General features: G+C 61.9%; 15 protein-coding genes and 2 tRNA genes. 4 read left to right on the forward strand and 13 right to left on the reverse strand.

Going from position 1 to position 16,266, the window contains the following annotated elements; genetic code table 11:
• Positions 1 to 20: 20 nt before the first annotated feature.
• From E3U47_RS11510 to E3U47_RS11520, 3 genes are all read left to right on the forward strand, one after another.
• Positions 21 to 374, forward strand: coding sequence for an antibiotic biosynthesis monooxygenase (locus tag E3U47_RS11510; protein WP_134691565.1), 354 nt, complete (start codon positions 21 to 23; stop codon positions 372 to 374).
• A 31-nt stretch (positions 375 to 405) separates the two neighbouring features.
• On the forward strand, positions 406 to 1,275 hold the full coding sequence (locus E3U47_RS11515) for an oxygenase MpaB family protein (RefSeq protein ID WP_134691566.1): 870 nt from the start codon (positions 406 to 408) through the stop codon (positions 1,273 to 1,275).
• A gap of 79 nt (positions 1,276 to 1,354) precedes the next feature.
• Positions 1,355 to 4,291, forward strand: a complete 2,937-nt coding sequence (locus E3U47_RS11520; protein WP_134691567.1) for a DUF748 domain-containing protein — start codon at positions 1,355 to 1,357, stop codon at positions 4,289 to 4,291.
• Between the two features lie 59 nt (positions 4,292 to 4,350).
• On the opposite strand, the gene E3U47_RS11525 is transcribed toward E3U47_RS11520, so the two are convergent.
• Complete coding sequence (locus E3U47_RS11525) at positions 4,351 to 4,764, reverse strand: VOC family protein (protein WP_134691568.1); 414 nt, start codon at positions 4,762 to 4,764, stop codon at positions 4,351 to 4,353.
• A 60-nt stretch (positions 4,765 to 4,824) separates the two neighbouring features.
• On the opposite strand from E3U47_RS11525, the gene E3U47_RS11530 reads away from it, so the two are divergent.
• On the forward strand, positions 4,825 to 5,127 hold the full coding sequence (locus E3U47_RS11530; protein WP_134691569.1) for a putative quinol monooxygenase: 303 nt from the start codon (positions 4,825 to 4,827) through the stop codon (positions 5,125 to 5,127).
• 95 nt (positions 5,128 to 5,222) lie between these two features.
• On the opposite strand, the gene E3U47_RS11535 is transcribed toward E3U47_RS11530, so the two are convergent.
• The 12 genes from E3U47_RS11535 to tpiA all read right to left on the reverse strand — a co-directional run bounded on the left by E3U47_RS11535 (position 5,223) and on the right by tpiA (position 16,235).
• Positions 5,223 to 5,573, reverse strand: coding sequence for a BON domain-containing protein (locus E3U47_RS11535; RefSeq protein ID WP_028691248.1), 351 nt, complete (start codon positions 5,571 to 5,573; stop codon positions 5,223 to 5,225).
• Positions 5,574 to 5,893: 320 nt separating this feature from the next.
• A complete protein-coding gene (gene pnp, locus E3U47_RS11540; protein WP_134691570.1) occupies positions 5,894 to 7,999 on the reverse strand; it encodes a polyribonucleotide nucleotidyltransferase in 2,106 nt (701 codons plus the stop codon).
• 248 nt (positions 8,000 to 8,247) lie between these two features.
• Positions 8,248 to 8,517 (reverse strand): 30S ribosomal protein S15, encoded by a 270-nt coding sequence (gene rpsO, locus E3U47_RS11545; protein ID WP_023629335.1) that lies wholly within the window; start codon positions 8,515 to 8,517, stop codon positions 8,248 to 8,250.
• Between the two features lie 149 nt (positions 8,518 to 8,666).
• A complete protein-coding gene (gene truB / locus E3U47_RS11550; RefSeq protein ID WP_134691571.1) occupies positions 8,667 to 9,584 on the reverse strand; it encodes a tRNA pseudouridine(55) synthase TruB in 918 nt (305 codons plus the stop codon).
• A gap of 3 nt (positions 9,585 to 9,587) precedes the next feature.
• Entirely contained in the window at positions 9,588 to 9,986 is a 399-nt protein-coding gene (rbfA, locus tag E3U47_RS11555; RefSeq protein WP_134691572.1) for a 30S ribosome-binding factor RbfA, read from the reverse strand.
• A gap of 117 nt (positions 9,987 to 10,103) precedes the next feature.
• A complete protein-coding gene (infB, locus tag E3U47_RS11560; protein ID WP_134691573.1) occupies positions 10,104 to 12,644 on the reverse strand; it encodes a translation initiation factor IF-2 in 2,541 nt (846 codons plus the stop codon).
• A 27-nt stretch (positions 12,645 to 12,671) separates the two neighbouring features.
• Complete coding sequence (gene nusA / locus E3U47_RS11565) at positions 12,672 to 14,153, reverse strand: transcription termination factor NusA (protein ID WP_134691574.1); 1,482 nt, start codon at positions 14,151 to 14,153, stop codon at positions 12,672 to 12,674.
• Between the two features lie 59 nt (positions 14,154 to 14,212).
• Positions 14,213 to 14,671: a ribosome maturation factor RimP gene (gene rimP, locus E3U47_RS11570; RefSeq protein WP_167659473.1), complete on the reverse strand. Its 459-nt coding sequence runs from the start codon at positions 14,669 to 14,671 to the stop codon at positions 14,213 to 14,215.
• A 129-nt stretch (positions 14,672 to 14,800) separates the two neighbouring features.
• Positions 14,801 to 14,877, reverse strand: a tRNA-Met gene (locus tag E3U47_RS11575).
• 98 nt (positions 14,878 to 14,975) lie between these two features.
• Positions 14,976 to 15,061, reverse strand: a tRNA-Leu gene (locus tag E3U47_RS11580).
• Between the two features lie 21 nt (positions 15,062 to 15,082).
• Positions 15,083 to 15,475, reverse strand: a complete 393-nt coding sequence (gene secG / locus E3U47_RS11585; protein ID WP_134691576.1) for a preprotein translocase subunit SecG — start codon at positions 15,473 to 15,475, stop codon at positions 15,083 to 15,085.
• Positions 15,476 to 15,479: 4 nt separating this feature from the next.
• Positions 15,480 to 16,235 carry a triose-phosphate isomerase gene (gene tpiA, locus E3U47_RS11590; RefSeq protein WP_134691577.1) on the reverse strand — a complete coding sequence of 252 codons (756 nt, stop codon included), beginning with the start codon at positions 16,233 to 16,235 and terminating at the stop codon, positions 15,480 to 15,482.
• Positions 16,236 to 16,266: the final 31 nt, after the last annotated feature.

Here is a 16,266-nt window from a genome sequence, read left to right on the forward strand (position 1 = left end):
TTTCGACTTCAAGGACCGCCATGATCTACGAAATTGCCCTGCTTCCCATCCGTCCGACCCACGTCGATACCTTCGCGCACGCATTCGCCGAGGTCGCCCCGTTGCTCAGACGAGCCAAGGGCCACGTCAGCCATATGCTCGCGCAAGGGATCGAGAGCCCCCATCAATTCAACCTGATCGTGCAATGGCAAACACTGGAGGACCACGCGCCGGGTTTCGAGGCCAGTGAAGACCACCAGGTCTTCATGGCCCACCTGACACCATATTTTTCCGAGGAGCCCACGGTTTATCATGTGCAGGGCGGCGCGTTCGAAACGCACGCGCCCACCAGCCCGGGCAGTGCCCGACTGGACGACAATTGCCCAACCCCATAGACGGCCGCCATGGCGGCCAGCACAGGTCGCCATGGAAGCCTTGCGTCGCCGCATCGAAACCCAAGTCATGAGCCTCACCGGGCTGGCCCTCGGCCAGCTCGACCTGGAGTCGCCCAAGGGCGATCCCGGCCTGTTCGGCCCGCAAAGCATCAGCTGGCAGGTGCATGGCGACTTCCCCAGCATGCTGGTGGGCGGAATCAGCGCGCTGATGCTGCAACTGCTGCATCCGCTGGCCCTGGCCGGGGTCTGGGACCATTCGAACTTTCGCCAGGACCTGCTCGGCCGCCTGCGCCGCACCAGCCAGTTCATCTCCGGCACCACCTTTGGTTCGACCCGTGACGCCGAGTGGCTGATCGACAAGGTCCGCACCATCCACCTCAAGGTGGTCGGCACCGCGGCCGATGGCCGCCCCTACGCCGCCAGCGACCCCGACCTGCTGACCTGGGTGCATGTGGCCGAAGTCAGCAGCTTCCTCGCCGCCCACCTGCGCTACCGCAACCCTGGTCTGGCGCGTAGCGCGCAGGACGCCTACTACAACGAGATCGCCCTGATCGCCGAACGCCTGGGCGCGCGCGACGTGCCTCGCTCCTGTGCCGAGGTGGATGCCTACCTGCGGCGCATGCGCCCGCAGTTGCAGTGCGATGCGCGCAGCCTGGAGGTGGTCGATATCCTGCTCAAGGCCCCGGCCCCCAGCCGCCTCGCCGAGCCAGTGGGCAAGCTGATGCTCAAGGCCGGCATCGACCTGCTGCCGGACTGGGCCAGCGCAATGCTCGGCTTGCACCAGGGCGCGCTCGAGCGGCGCATGATCCGCCTGGGCCTGAGCAATACCGCGCCGATGCTGCGCTGGGCCATGCGCAATGGCTCGGCGCAGCGCGCCAGGCGGCGCATGAGCGTCGAATGAGGTATTTTGGTCCGTTCATCGGAACCGATTTAACGTGCCATACTCCAAGCACTCCAGCCTGATACAGACGAAGCGACACATGCCCAAAGGATTGACCCGCGCCCTCGGCGCCCTGCTGGCCCTCGTGGCCCTGTACAGCCTGCTCGGCTTTCTCATTCTCCCTGGCGTCGCCCTGCGCATCGCCAACCAGCAATTGGCGCAATACGCCACGGTGCCTGCGCACCTGCAACGCATCGAGCTCAACCCGTTCAGCCTCGAGCTGACGCTCTGGGGCCTGCAGATCGGCGAGCCCGGCAAGGAGCAGGTCGGCTTCGAGCGCCTGTACGCCAACCTGTCGCTGGACAGCCTATGGACCAAGGCCCTGCGCCTGGACGCCGTAGAGTTGGACAAGCCGCGCACCGAGTTGCTGTTCGCCAAGGACGGCAGCCTCAACCTGGCGCAGCTGTTCAAGCTGCCGCCAAGCGAACCGAAAGCCGACGAGCCACCCAGCGATCCGTTCCCGGTACGCATCGCCAGCATCAAGCTCAACGAAGGCTACCTGCACTTCGAGGACCTGCGCCCGAGCGAGCCCATCGAGTTCCTCTACGACTCGATGAACCTGGAGCTGAAGAACCTCAGCACCCTGCCAGACGACAATGCCGACATGACCCTGGTGGCCAATGGCCCGGCAGGCGGGCGTATCGACTGGAGCGGCACCTTGAGCCTGACGCCGATCGCCTCGCAAGGCACGCTGAAGATCAGCGATGGCCAGATGAAGCTGTTCTGGCCCTATGTGCGCGATGCCGTGCCGCTGGTGCTGGAAGACGGCAAGGTCAGCCTAGAAACCCACTACAAGCTCAACCTGGCCAAGGAAACCGAGCTGCTGCTGGACAACACCTCGGTGCGGGTCGCGCCCTTCGCCATCAAGGCGCCGGACGGCCGCCCGCTGGCGCGCCTGGCCAGCCTCGAAGTGAGCGAGACCTCCATCGACCTGGCCAAGCAGTTGGTCACGGTCGGCAAGATTCGCAGTGAAAAGCTCGAGACCTGGGCCGCCCTGGAGAAAGACGGCCAGCTCGACTGGCAAAAGCTGTTCGCCAGCCAGCCAGACAAGGCCGCCGCCAAGGAAAAGGCCGAACCGGCCACTGCCGAACCGAGCGACAGGGAAAAAGCCGCCGCCACGCCAAGCAAGCCCTGGCAGGTGCTGCTCAAGGACGTACAGGCGCGCAACTACCTGGTGCACCTGGCCGACCGTAGCCAGAAGGAACCGGTGGCGCTGGATGTCGGCCCACTGAACCTCGACTTGCAGAACTTCGACAGCCTCAACCAGTCGCCCTTTACCCTCAAGCTCGACACCGGGGTGGGCAAGCAGGGCAAGCTGCAAGCTGCCGGCCAAGTCAATCTGGCGCCGGTGACCGCCAAGCTCGACGTCGCCACCCGCGACATCGACCTGCGCGTGGCCCAGGCCTACATCAGCCCGTTCGTCCGCCTCGAGTTGCGCAGCGGCATGCTCTCCAGCGACCTAAAGGTCGACCTCAAGAGCACCGAGCCGCTGGCCTTCAGCATCACCGGCAAGGCCCAGGCCAACCAGTTGCATACCCTGGATACCATCAAGAACCGCGACTTCGTCAAATGGCAGCAGGTCAACGTCGACGGCCTGGCATACGTGCACGGCGACGCCCTGTCGATCGACAAGGTGACCCTGCTGCAGCCCTATGCGCGCTTCATCATCAACGAAGACCGCACCACCAACGTCGACGACCTGCTGATCCCACAGCCCGCCGGCAAGCCTGCACCGGCCGCGAGCAAACCGGCTGCCGCCGGCAGCGGCAAGGAACTGGGTATCCGTATCGGCCAGATCAGCATCAACGACGGCTCGGCCAACTTCGCCGACCTGACCCTGACGCCTAACTTCGCCACCGCCGTGCAACAACTCAACGGCCAGATCGGCACCATCGACAACCGCAAGCCGATGCCGGCCAAGGTAGATATCAAGGGCAAGGTCGACCGCTATGCGCCGGTGACCATCAAGGGAGCGCTCAATCCGTTCGACCCGATGGCCAGCCTCGATATCGCCACCAGCTTCAAGCGCGTCGAACTGACCACCCTGACGCCCTACTCCGGCAAGTTCGCGGGCTTCCGTATCCGCAAGGGCCGCCTGAACCTCGACCTGCACTACCTGATCACCAACGGCCAGCTCAAGGCCGAGAACAAGGTGGTGGTCGAACAGTTGCAGTTGGGTGAGAAGGTCGACAGCCCGGACGCGGTGGACCTGCCGATCCGCCTGGCGGTGGCCCTGCTCAAGGACACCGAAGGCAAGATCTCCATCGAGCTGCCGGTATCGGGCGACCTCAACAACCCGCAGTTCAGCGTGATGCCGATTGTCTGGCAGACCCTGCGCAACCTGGTGCTGCGCGCGGCCCAGGCGCCGTTCAAGCTGCTTGGCGGGTTGGTCTCGGGCGGTGGTTCCGAGGACCTGGGCAACGTCTCGTTCGCCGCCGGCTCCAGCGACCTGACTCCCGAGGTGCAATCGTCCCTCGACAAGTTGGCTTCGGCGCTCAAGGAGCGCCCTGAGCTGCGCCTGGAGATCGAAGGCACCGCGGCACAGAGTAGCGACGGCCCGTTGATCGCCCAGCAACGGCTGGAGCGCGAATACCAGGCCACCTGGTACAAGATCCTGCAGCGCCGTGGCGACAAGGTTCCGGCCAACGCATCGTTGCTGGTGGTCGACGACAGCGACAAACCGCCGATGCTCGAAGGCATCTACCGCAACCGCCTCAAGCAGCAGCCGCCTGCCGAGTGGGAAAAGCTCGGCCGCGACGAGCGCACCGCCAAGCTGCGCGAGGCGGTGATCAAGTCCTGGGCGGAGAGCGCCGTGTTGCTGCGCAACCTCGGCCAGGAGCGTGCCAGCAGCATCAAGGATTACCTGGTGGACAAGGGGCAGTTGGAAGATGACCGGGTGTACTTCATCGACACCAATCTCGGTCAGGCCGAAAGTGACGGGCGCGTGGTAACGCCAATGCACCTGGATGCAGAGTAAGCTTCTGCTCTGCCTTGACTCGTAGGAGCCAGCTTGCTGGCTCCTACGGCGTACAGCCTTCAGACCAGCCGCTGCCCCGACACCGCCGGGTGATACAGCGGCTGCACCTTGTTCCCCGCCGGATCCAGCAAATGGAAGCTGCGCGCGCCATCGCCATGGTTGAACGGACGATCCAGCAAGGTCACGCCACGGGCCTTGAAGTACTGGTACCAAGCCTCCAGTTCCTCGACGCTGTCGACAATGAAGCCATAGTGATCCAGGGTCTGCAGCCCGTTGGCCGCGCCTGCGCCGCGCCCGAGCGACAGGTTGTCATTGCCGCAGGTCAGGTAGACCAGGTCTTCGTTGGCACGGTTTAGCACTTCCATGCCCAGCACATCCACGTAGAAGCGCTCGCACTCCTCCAGGTTGGGGACCAGCAGGGCGATGTGCCGCAGGCCATTGAGGCGGCCTGGGCGGGCAGGTAGATCGGACATGAGCGCGGCTCCTTTTTTGTATACAATTCACAACATAATTTAAAACAAAAGGAGCGTCATGTGTACTGCCTATTTATCAAGACGCGCGTGAAACCCGGTACCGCGGATGCCTTCCTGGCAGCCATCAATACCAACGCCGCGGCATCGGTCGCCACCGAGCCGGGTTGCCTGGTATTCGATGTCTCGCAGGACCGGGAGAATGCCGATGTCATCTACCTGTACGAGATCTACCAAGACGATGAAGCGTACGAGGCGCATACCCGGACCGCGCATTTTCGCGACAGTCGCCCCCTGGTGGAACCGCTGATCGAAGAGCAGGTGTGCTTCGAGAGCGATGTAATCGCCCGAAACCCGGTGAGTTGAAGCCGCCTTCCTGAACGCCAATAGAAAAGCCCCGGCGATGGCCGGGGCTTTTGCTTGAAGGGGTGGCCAACTCCTTTTGGCCGACGGGACATTCCTTATTCGGACTTCAAGCCATCCGCCGAGACGGCCTGCACGCCCTTGATCTTCTTGGCGATGGCCACTGCCATCTCTTTCTGCGCATCGGTGATGGCCACGTCCGAGGATAGCGACACTACACCCTTGTTGGTTTCGACTTTGATGTCACTGCCTGGCACGCCTTTCTCGGTCATCAGGTCAGCCTTCACCTTGGTGGTGATCCAGGTGTCGGAAGTCGCTTCCTTGGCTTTGGTCACCTCACCGGCCGCAAGCGTCATCGGGGCCTGGGTGGACTGAGCAGCGAAAGCTGCGTTGGCCATGGTCAGGGTCAGAGCGGTAGCAGTAGCGGCAGCAATGGCGAACTTCTTCATGTGAGTCACTCCTGTTTTTCGAAAGGTCTGCGCCTTGGTTCCTGGCGTCAGGTAGGAGTGATGTTGCAGGGGTTGTGCCAGTTTTTCCGTTTCGCTTGATTCCTTATAAATCAATAAGTTAGAAGAAAACCAAAATGCTTGGCGTCGTGCATTTTGCAAGCTGCGGCGCAAACCTGAATGCAAGATGCAAGGCCAAAACCCCGTAGGAGCCGGCTTGCCGGCGAACCAATCGTCGCGCCGCCTGCTTCGCCAGCCCTCCGGGGGCCGCGGCAGGCCAAAAAAAAGGACCCCGAAGGGTCCTTTTTCCAGCCACTCAGGGCTTAGACGCCCGATGCCTTGGCAGCGGCAACATCCTTGATCGACAGCTTGATACGGCCGCGGTTGTCCACGTCCAGTACCAGCACTTCGACTTCCTGGCCTTCCTTCAGCACGTCGGTGACTTTCTCGACGCGAGCATCGCTCAGCATGGAGATGTGCACCAGGCCGTCCTTGCCCGGCAGGATGTTGACGAAAGCACCGAAATCGACGATGCGCTCGACCTTGCCGACGTAGATCTTGCCGATTTCGGCCTCGGCGGTGATGCCCAGGATGCGCTGCTTGGCAGCATCTGCCGCTTCCTTGGTCTCGCCGAAGATCTTGATCGAACCGTCGTCTTCGATGTCGATCGAGGCCTTGGTCTCTTCGCAGATGGCGCGGATGGTGGCGCCGCCTTTGCCGATGACGTCACGGATCTTGTCGGTGTCGATCTTCATCGCGATCATGGTCGGGGCGTTGGCCGACAGCTCGGTACGCGATTCGCCGATGATCTGGTTCATCTGGCCGAGGATGTTCAGGCGCGCTTCCAGGGCCTGGCCCAGGGCGATTTCCATGATCTCTTCGGTGATGCCGTTGATCTTGATGTCCATCTGCAGCGCGGTAACGCCCTTGGCGGTACCAGCTACCTTGAAGTCCATGTCGCCCAGGTGGTCTTCGTCACCGAGGATGTCGGTCAGGACGGCGAACTTGTCACCTTCCTTGACCAGGCCCATGGCGATACCGGCAACCGGAGCTTTCATCGGTACACCGGCGTCCATCAGGGCCAGCGAAGCGCCGCAGACCGAAGCCATGGAGCTGGAGCCGTTGGATTCGGTGATTTCCGAGACCACGCGGATGGTGTACGGGAACACGTCGGCGGCCGGCAGCATGGCCTGGACCGAACGGCGGGCCAGACGGCCGTGGCCGATTTCACGACGACCAGCACCGCCCATGCGACCACACTCGCCCACCGAGAACGGCGGGAAGTTGTAGTGCAGCATGAAGGGGTCTTTCTTCTCGCCTTCGAGGGTATCCAGCAGCTGGGCGTCACGGGCGGTACCCAGGGTCGCGACGACCAGGGCCTGGGTTTCGCCACGGGTGAACAGGGCCGAACCGTGGGTCTTGGGCAGAACGCCGACTTCGATGTTCAGCGGACGCACGGTCTTGGTGTCACGACCGTCGATACGCGGCTTGCCGTTGACGATGTTTTCGCGAACGGTGCGGTATTCGATTTCGCCGAAGATGTCTTTGACTTCACCAGCCGATGGCTGGCCTTCCTCGCCGGAGAACTTGGCAACGGCCTGGTCGCGCAGTTCGCCCAGGCGCGCGTAGCGGTCGGCCTTGACGGTGATGGTGTAGCCCTGCGACACCGCTTCACCGAACTCGGCGCGGATGGCGTTGAACAGCTCGGTGTTGGCAACGGCAGGTTTCCAGTCCCAGGTCGGCTTGGCGGCTTCGGCAGCCAGCTCCTTGACCGCCTTGATGACGGCCTGGAATTCGTCGTGGGCGAACAGGACGGCGCCCAGCATCTGGTCTTCGGTCAGCTCTTGGGCTTCCGATTCAACCATCAGTACGGCGGATTCGGTACCGGCGACGACCATGTCCAGGCTCGAGGCAGCCAGTTGCTCGTAGGTCGGGTTCAGCAGGTAGCCGGTGCTTTCGTGGAAGGCGACGCGGGCAGCGCCGATCGGGCCTTCGAACGGAATGCCGGAGATGGCCAGGGCAGCCGAGGTACCGATCATCGCAGCGATGTCCGGATCGGTCTTCTTGCTGGTGGAGACGACGGTGCAGACAACCTGCACTTCGTTCATGAAGCCTTCTGGGAACAGCGGGCGGATCGGACGGTCGATCAGACGCGAGGTCAGGGTTTCCTTCTCGGAAGGACGGCCTTCACGCTTGAAGAAACCACCAGGGATCTTGCCGGCGGCGTAGGTTTTTTCCTGGTAGTGCACGGACAGCGGGAAGAAGCCCTTGCCCGGGTCGGCTTGCTTGGCACCGACCACGGTCACCAGCACGGTGACATCGTTGTCGACGGTGACCAGCACGGCGCCGGTGGCCTGACGGGCAATGCGGCCCGTTTCGAGAGTAACGGTCGATTGACCGAACTGGAACGTCTTGATTACCGGGTTCACGGTTTCCTACCTTTTTCAGTGGCTCTTGGGGGAACTGGTTCTTGCGAATTCTTGGGCAGCACGGGGAATCGGCCCCATCGACCGTCCAGATACAACACGAGGCTGGGAGCCTGGCGCCGGGCGGATGAACCGCTCGGCAGACCAGGCTGCCAACCTCGCAGATCGCGCGGCGTGTCCAACGGCAGGGCTGCCAGGCAGCCTTGCCGAGGAATGCGACACGCCATGCAACACCACTGGCCAGGCCGCTATTAGCGACGCAGGCCCAGGCGACCGATCAGGGCGCTGTAACGAGTGGTGTCCTTGCCCTTCAGGTAGTCCAGCAGCTTACGACGCTGGTTGACCATACGGATCAGACCACGACGGGAGTGGTGGTCTTTTTCGTTGGCCTTGAAGTGGCCTTGCAGCTTGTTGATGTTGAAGGTCAGCAGAGCAACCTGTACTTCCGGGCTACCGGTGTCGCCGGCGGCTTGCTGATAGTCTGCAACGATCTGGGCTTTTTCTTCGACGCTGAGGGCCATTTGGCTTCTCCTGATAAACGGATCCCGCGAACGGTCTCCAATAGGCCAGGGACAAGTCCCCGTATTAATAAGAAGAGGTGTGACCGTGCCTAATAACAGCCACCCTCGAGTCCGCCGGTTTCAGCCGAAGCCTGCACCGATGGTTCCGGTCATTCCGACCGAATCAGTCGACGCGGCGCAATGCGCCCGTCCTCGCTCACCTCACCGATACCGATGAAGCGGGCGTTGTGATCCTGCACCCGGACCATGCCGAACTGTGGCGCATCCGGGGCGCGTACCGCCTGACCATGCAGCCAGTAGAACGCGCTGTGCTCGGAAAGCACCACCAGGGGCCAATCCTGCAGGCCGCTGTCCGAGGGCATCAGGAAGCGATCGAGCGCTTCGTTGCCACCTTCGGCGTGGGCCTGTTCGAGTTCCTCGAGCGTCACGGTCTGTGCCAGCGCGAAGGGCCCGGCCTGGGTCCGGCGCAGTTCGGCAACGTAGGCACCACAACCCAACGCCTCACCGATATCCTCCACCAGGGTGCGGATATAGGTGCCTTTGCTGCAACCAACCGACAGGCGCGCACGGGTGCCTTCGCACTCGAGCAACTCCAGGCGGCCAATAGTAACAGAACGCGCCTCGCGCTCCACTACCTCTCCTGCACGCGCCAGTTTGTACAACGGCTGGCCATCGCGCTTGAGAGCCGAGTACATCGGCGGTACCTGCTTGATTTCGCCACGAAAACGCGGAATCACCGCTTCGATGTCGGCACGACCAACGGTCACCTCACGGGTTTGCAGCACTTCGCCTTCGGCATCCGCCGTGGTCGTAGTCTGCCCCATCTGCATGACCGTTTCGTAGCCCTTGTCGGAATCGAGCAAGTACTGGGAGAACTTGGTCGCCTCGCCGAAGCACAGCGGCAGCACGCCGCTGGCCAAGGGGTCGAGGCTGCCGGTGTGGCCGGCCTTCTCGGCATTGAGCAGCCAACGGACTTTCTGCAGGGCGGCGTTGGAGGTGAACCCCAGCGGCTTGTCGAGCAGGATGATGCCACTGACGTTGCGGCGGATACGTTTGACCTGGGCCACCGCTTACTCCTTGGTGTCCGGCTCGTCGGCATCCTTGTGCAGGCGGTCTTCTGCCACCGCACGTTCGATCAGCGCCGACAGGTGGACACCACGGCTGACGCTCTCATCGAAGTGGAAATGCAGCTGTGGCACGCTGCGCAACTGCATGACGCGGCCAAGGTGCAGGCGCAGGAAGCTCGCGGCGCTGTTGAGGGCCTTGAGGGTCTGCGGCACGGCGTCGGTACCGTCCTGGCCCATCACGGTGATGTACACCTTGGCGTGGCCCAGGTCACGGCTGACGTCGACGGCGGTGATGGTCACCAGGCCGACGCGCGGGTCTTTGACTTCGCGGCGGATCAGCTCGGCCAGCTCACGCTGCATCTGATCACCGATACGTTGGGTACGGCTGTATTCTTTTGCCATTCTTGCTACCTGTATCTTAAAGCGGCAAACGCCCGGTCAAGCGAAAAGCCTGACCGGGCGCTACCTTCAGAGGTGCCGGCGACCGCCCTGGGGCGGGGCCTGCACCACGCTCGGCCCTTACAGGGTACGAGCCACCTGGACTTTCTCGAAGACTTCGATCTTGTCGCCGACCTTGACGTCGTTGTAGCTCTTGACGCCAATACCGCACTCCATGCCGTTACGCACTTCGGCGGCGTCGTCCTTGAAGCGACGCAGCGATTCCAGCTCGCCTTCGAAGATCACCACGTCGTCGCGCAATACGCGGATCGGACGGTTACGGTACACGGTACCCTCGATGACCATACAGCCAGCGATGGCGCCGAACTTCGGCGAACGGAATACATCACGCACTTCGGCGACACCCAGGATGTTCTCGCGAACATCGCTGCCGAGCATGCCGGTCAGGGCCTTCTTGACGTCTTCGATGATGTCGTAGATCACGTTGTAGTAACGCATATCCAGACCTTCCTGCTCGACGATCTTGCGCGCGCCGGCATCGGCACGCACGTTGAAGCCGAACAGTACTGCATTCGAAGCCAGCGCCAGGTTGGCGTCGCTTTCGGTGATACCACCAACGCCGCCACCGATGACGCGCACCTGAACTTCGTCGTTGCCCAGGCCGCCGAGCGAGCCTTGCAGCGCCTCGAGCGAACCGCGCACGTCGGTCTTGAGGACGATGTTGAGGGTCTTCTTCTCTTCCTGCCCCATGGTCTCGAAGATGTTTTCCAGCTTGCCGGCGTGAGCACGGGCCAGCTTGACCTCACGGAACTTGCCTTGACGGAACAGCGCCACTTCACGCGCTTTCTTCTCGTCGGCAACCACCGACATCTCTTCACCAGCATCCGGGGTGCCATCCAGGCCGAGGATCTCGACCGGAATCGACGGGCCAGCTTCCTTCACAGGCTTGCCGTTCTCGTCGAGCATGGCGCGCACGCGGCCATAGTTGGAGCCGACCAGGACCATGTCGCCCTGACGCAGGGTACCGTCCTGAACCAGGATGGTCGCCACCGGGCCACGGCCCTTGTCCAGACGCGACTCGACCACCACGCCACGACCTGGAGCGGTCGGGGTGGCCTTGAGTTCGAGGATCTCGGCCTGCAGCAGGACAGCTTCGAGCAACTCGTCGACACCGGTACCCATCTTCGCCGAAACCTTGACGAACGGCGTGTCACCACCCCATTCCTCGGAGGTCACGCCTTCGACGGACAGCTCGTTACGGATGCGATCGAGGTCTGCACCTGGCTTGTCGATCTTGTTCACGGCTACCACCAGCGGTACGCCAGCTGCCTTGGCATGCTGCACGGCTTCGCGGGTCTGCGGCATCACGCCGTCGTCCGCCGCCACCACCAGGATGACGATGTCGGTGGCCTTGGCACCACGGGCACGCATCTGGGTAAACGCAGCGTGGCCTGGGGTGTCGAGGAAGGTGACCATGCCACGGTCGGTTTCGACGTGGTAGGCACCGATGTGCTGGGTGATACCACCGGCTTCGCCAGCGGCCACCTTGGCACGACGGATGTAGTCGAGCAGCGAGGTCTTGCCGTGGTCGACGTGGCCCATGACGGTCACGACCGGCGCACGCGAGGTGGTCTCGCCTTCGAACTTCAGCGATTCGGCCAGGGAGTCTTCCAGGGCGGTGTCGCTGACCAGGGTGACCTTGTGGCCCAGCTCTTCGGCGACCAGCTGCGCGGTCTCCTGGTCGAGCACCTGGTTGATGGTGACCGGGGTGCCCAGCTTGAACATGAACTTGACGACTTCAGCGGCCTTGACCGACATCTGTTGCGCCAGTTCCGAGACGGTGATGGTCTCGCCGATGGTCACGTCACGAATGACCGGACCAGTCGGGCTCTGGAAGCCATGCGCATTACGCTTCTTGCCCTTGCCCTTGCCACCGCGACCACGACGGAAGCCATCGCTTTCTTCGTCGGTGGTACGGGGCGCGGCGCGAGGGGTCGGAGCCTTTTCCTTCTCCTTGACCTTGACCTTGACCGACATGCGCGGCGCATCGCCACGGCCGGCAGCCGCTGGGCCACCACCGCGACGATCGTCATCACGGGTACGGCTTTCGTTGCGACGGGTCTCGTCTTTCTTGCGCTCGGCAGCACGCGCGGCGGCGTCTTCGGACACCGGCGCATTGGCCACTACCGGGGCAGCGACAGGGGCAGGTTCAGCCTTGGGCGCAGGTGCCGCAGCCGGGGCTTCGGCGGCCTGACGGCGAGCTTGCTCCTCGTTGCGCTGGCGCACTTCGGCCTCGACCTTCTCGCGCGCGGCGTTTTCAGCGGCGCGGCGCTCTTCCTGCTCACGCTTCTGCTCAGCCTGGATCTCTTCCGGGCTGCGCTGCACGAAGACTTTCTTCTTGCGTACTTCTACGCTGATGCTCTTGCTACCGGCGACACGCAGAGTGCTGGTGGTCTTGCGCTGCAAGGTGATCTTGCGCGGCTCTTCCGCCTTGCTCTTGTGGCTGCTCTTCAAATGGGTCAGCAGGGTCTGCTTCTCATTATCGGTCACTACCTGACCGGCGTCGGTGTGCGGCAGACCTGCCTCACGCATCTGCTGCAGCAGGCGCTCTACCGGTGCCTCGACCTCTTGGGCCAGTTCTTTCACCGTGACTTGCGTCATGCACTTCTCTCCTCAGGCCGCGCCTAATTACTCGAACCAGTGGGCTCGGGCGGCCATGATCAACTTGCCGGCACGCTCTTCGTCGATGCCGTCGATGTCGAGCAGGTCGTCAATCGACTGCTCGGCCAGGTCTTCGCGGTTAACCACGCCGCGCACCGCCAGTTCCGCCGCCAGGTCCTTGTCCATGCCCTCGAGGGAGAGCAGGTCTTCGGCCGGATGGGCGTCTGCCAGTTTTTCTTCGGTAGCGATGGCTTTGGTCAACAAACGGTCCTTGGCACGAGCGCGCAGCTCATTGACGATGTCCTCGTCAAAGCCATCGATGTTGAGCATTTCTTCCAACGGTACGTAAGCAATTTCTTCGAGGCTGGTGAAGCCTTCGTCGACCAGCACCTGTGCCAGCTCTTCGTCGACTTCCAGTTCCTCGATGAAGTTACGCAGGATGTCGCCTGTCTCAGCCTGTTGCTTGGCCTGGATGTCCTTCTCGGTCATCACGTTCAGGGTCCATGCAGTCAGCTGGCTGGCCAGACGGACGTTCTGGCCGCCACGTCCGATGGCCTGGGCCAGGTTGTCCTCGGCCACGGCGATGTCCATCGCATGGGCATCTTCATCAACGATGATCGCGGCAACCTCTGCCGGCGACATGGCGTTGATGACGAACTGCGCCGGGTTCTCGTCCCACAGGACGATATCCACACGCTCGCCACCCAGCTCGCCGGATACGGCCTGGACGCGCGAACCGCGCATGCCGATGCAGGCACCTTGCGGGTCGATGCGCTTGTCCTTGGAGCGGACGGCGATCTTGGCACGCGAACCCGGATCACGGGAGGCGGCCATGACTTCGATGAGGCCTTCGGCGATTTCCGGCACTTCGATGCGGAACAGCTCGATCAGCATCTGCGGCGCAGTGCGCGACAGGATCAGCTGTGGGCCGCGGTTCTCGGTACGGATTTCCTTGAGCAGCGCGCGCAGGCGCACGCCGACCCGGAAGGTCTCACGGGGAATGATGTCTTCGCGGGCCAGCAACGCCTCGGCGTTGTTGCCCAGGTCGACGATGACGTTGTCGCGGGTGACTTTCTTCACGGTGCCGGAGATGATCTCGCCGACACGCTCGCGGTAGGCGTCGACCACCTGGGCGCGCTCGGCCTCGCGGACCTTCTGCACGATGACCTGCTTGGCGGTCTGGGCGGCGATGCGGCCGAATTCGATCGACTCGATCTTCTCTTCGATCACGTCACCGACCTTGGCGTCCGGGTGCGTGTCCTGGATCTTTTCCAGCCAGGTCTCGATCGCCGGATCGTCCAGGTCGTTTTCGTCGACCACGGTCCAGCGGCGGAAGGTCTCGTAGCTACCGGTGTGGCGGTTGATTTCCACACGCAGGTCGACTTCGTCCTCAAAACGTTTTTTGGTTGCAGTGGCCAAGGCCACTTCCAGCGCTTCGAAAATGACGCCTGGCGGTACACCTTTCTCGTTGGATACCGATTCAACAACCAGCAGTACTTCTTTGCTCATCGTACGCCTCGCCTTGCGCAAGCCATTGGCCCCGGAACATCCGCCGGGCCCGGCACGTCTCAGTCAAAACTGGGAATAATATTGGCCTTGTCGATCGAGTCGATCGGCAGCAGGAACTCCTGGTTGTCCACCTGGACCACCACATCCTGCTCCTCCACACCACGGAGAAGGCCCTGGAAGTTACGACGACCCTCGAAGGGTGAACGCAGCTTGATCTTCACTTGTTCGCCGGCATGCGAGGCAAACTGTTCCAGAGTGAACAGTGGGCGATCCATGCCAGGCGAAGAAACTTCGAGGGTGTATTCACTGCTGATCGGATCTTCCACGTCGAGAATGGCGCTGGCCTGACGGCTGACCGCTTCGCAGTCCTCCACCAGGATGCCGCCATCCTTGTCGATGTAGATGCGCAGTACCGAATGCTTACCCTGGGAAACGTATTCGATCCCCCAGCACTGATAGCCCAGACCCTCGACCACCGGGGCCAACAAGGCCTGCAACTGTTCTAGCTTGCTCGACACCTGAACCCCCTCGTGCATGCTGTGCAAATAAAAAATGGGCGAAGCGCCCATCCCTGAAAGCGCCGTTGGACAACGGCGCCGAAAACTGTCGGCTAGCAAAAAGCCCCTGAAAAGGGGCTCTGCTGAAGCTGGTTGCGGGGGCTGGATTTGAACCAACGACCTTCGGGTTATGAGCCCGACGAGCTACCAAGCTGCTCCACCCCGCGACAAAGCTGGGGCGAAAGTATAAGACCGAACCCTGTGCAGGGTCAATCCAACCTCCACCTGCAAGAAAGCCCGCTAAAGCGGGCTCTCATGCTTCAATTGGTACCGAGAAGGGGACTCGAACCCCTACACCCTATGGGCACAACCACCTCAAGGTTGCGTGTCTACCAATTCCACCACCTCGGCAATACTACTTCTTGAAACCCGTTACTGCTGCTCTTTGGCCGGAGGAGGTACGTCACCAGTGTTGGTGGTTTCGCTCTTCTGCTGCTGGAGCACCGGTACATCATCATTGACTGCCGGCTTTGACTCTTTGACTTCCAGCACTGCTGGATCTGGCAGACCAGCTTGAGTCAGCTGGTGAGCCTGCTGCTTGGCGAAGTATCCTAACCCAAGTGCAGTCAAAAAGAAAGTGGCAGCAAGTATAGCAGTAACTTTACTCAAAAAGGTAGCGGAACCTTGGCTTCCGAACACAGTATTTGAAGCACCTGCGCCGAAAGATGCACCTGCTTCCGCACCTTTACCCTGTTGCAACAGCACCATAACTACCAGTGACAGCGCCGCCAACAGATGAAAAACAACTACGACTGTTTCCAGCATTTGTTCAGTTTCCTGCGGCGCGACAAATTGCACCGAATTCGTCTGCGTTCAGGGAAGCTCCACCAATGAGCCCCCCATCGATATCCGGCATGCCGAACAGTTCGGCCGCATTGGCCGCCTTCACGCTGCCGCCGTAGAGAAGCTGCACACCTTCTGCAACTTCGGCGTCCTTCGCCGCCAACTGCTTGCGGATGGCTGCATGCACATCCTGAGCTTGCTGTGGCGAGGCCGTCAAACCAGTACCGATGGCCCAAACAGGCTCATAGGCAATAACTGCATTGGCGAAAGCCTTGATACCGAACACATCGATAACACTGCTTAGTTGACGCCCTACAACTTCAAGCGTCTCGCCGGCTTCGCGCTCTGCGAGAGTTTCCCCTATACAGAGCACTGGCGTCAAACCACTTTGCTGCGCCGCTGCAAACTTTTGATTCAGCACTTCGTCACTTTCGCCAATAACCTGGCGACGCTCGGAGTGCCCAACCAGCACATACTTGCAACCGACTTCAGCCAACTGACTCGGGGCAACTTCGCCGGTCAGTGCGCCTTGTTCAGGCAGTACCGCAGAATTCTGTGCGCCTACGCTGATTCCTTTGCCTTCCAGGCCATCGATCACTTGATTGATGAACAAGGACGGTGGAAACACCGCGACTTCCACACCGCTTGGCAGGGACAGATTGCCCAAGCCCTGGGTCAGCTCTACGACGCTAGCGCGGGTACCGTGCATCTTCCAGTTACCAGCTACCATGGGGCGACGCATGCTTTACCTCGTCGGTCAAAGTGGGCGCAGA

This window comes from Pseudomonas sp. RIT623, from assembly GCF_004519305.1.
Classification (GTDB): domain Bacteria; phylum Pseudomonadota; class Gammaproteobacteria; order Pseudomonadales; family Pseudomonadaceae; genus Aquipseudomonas.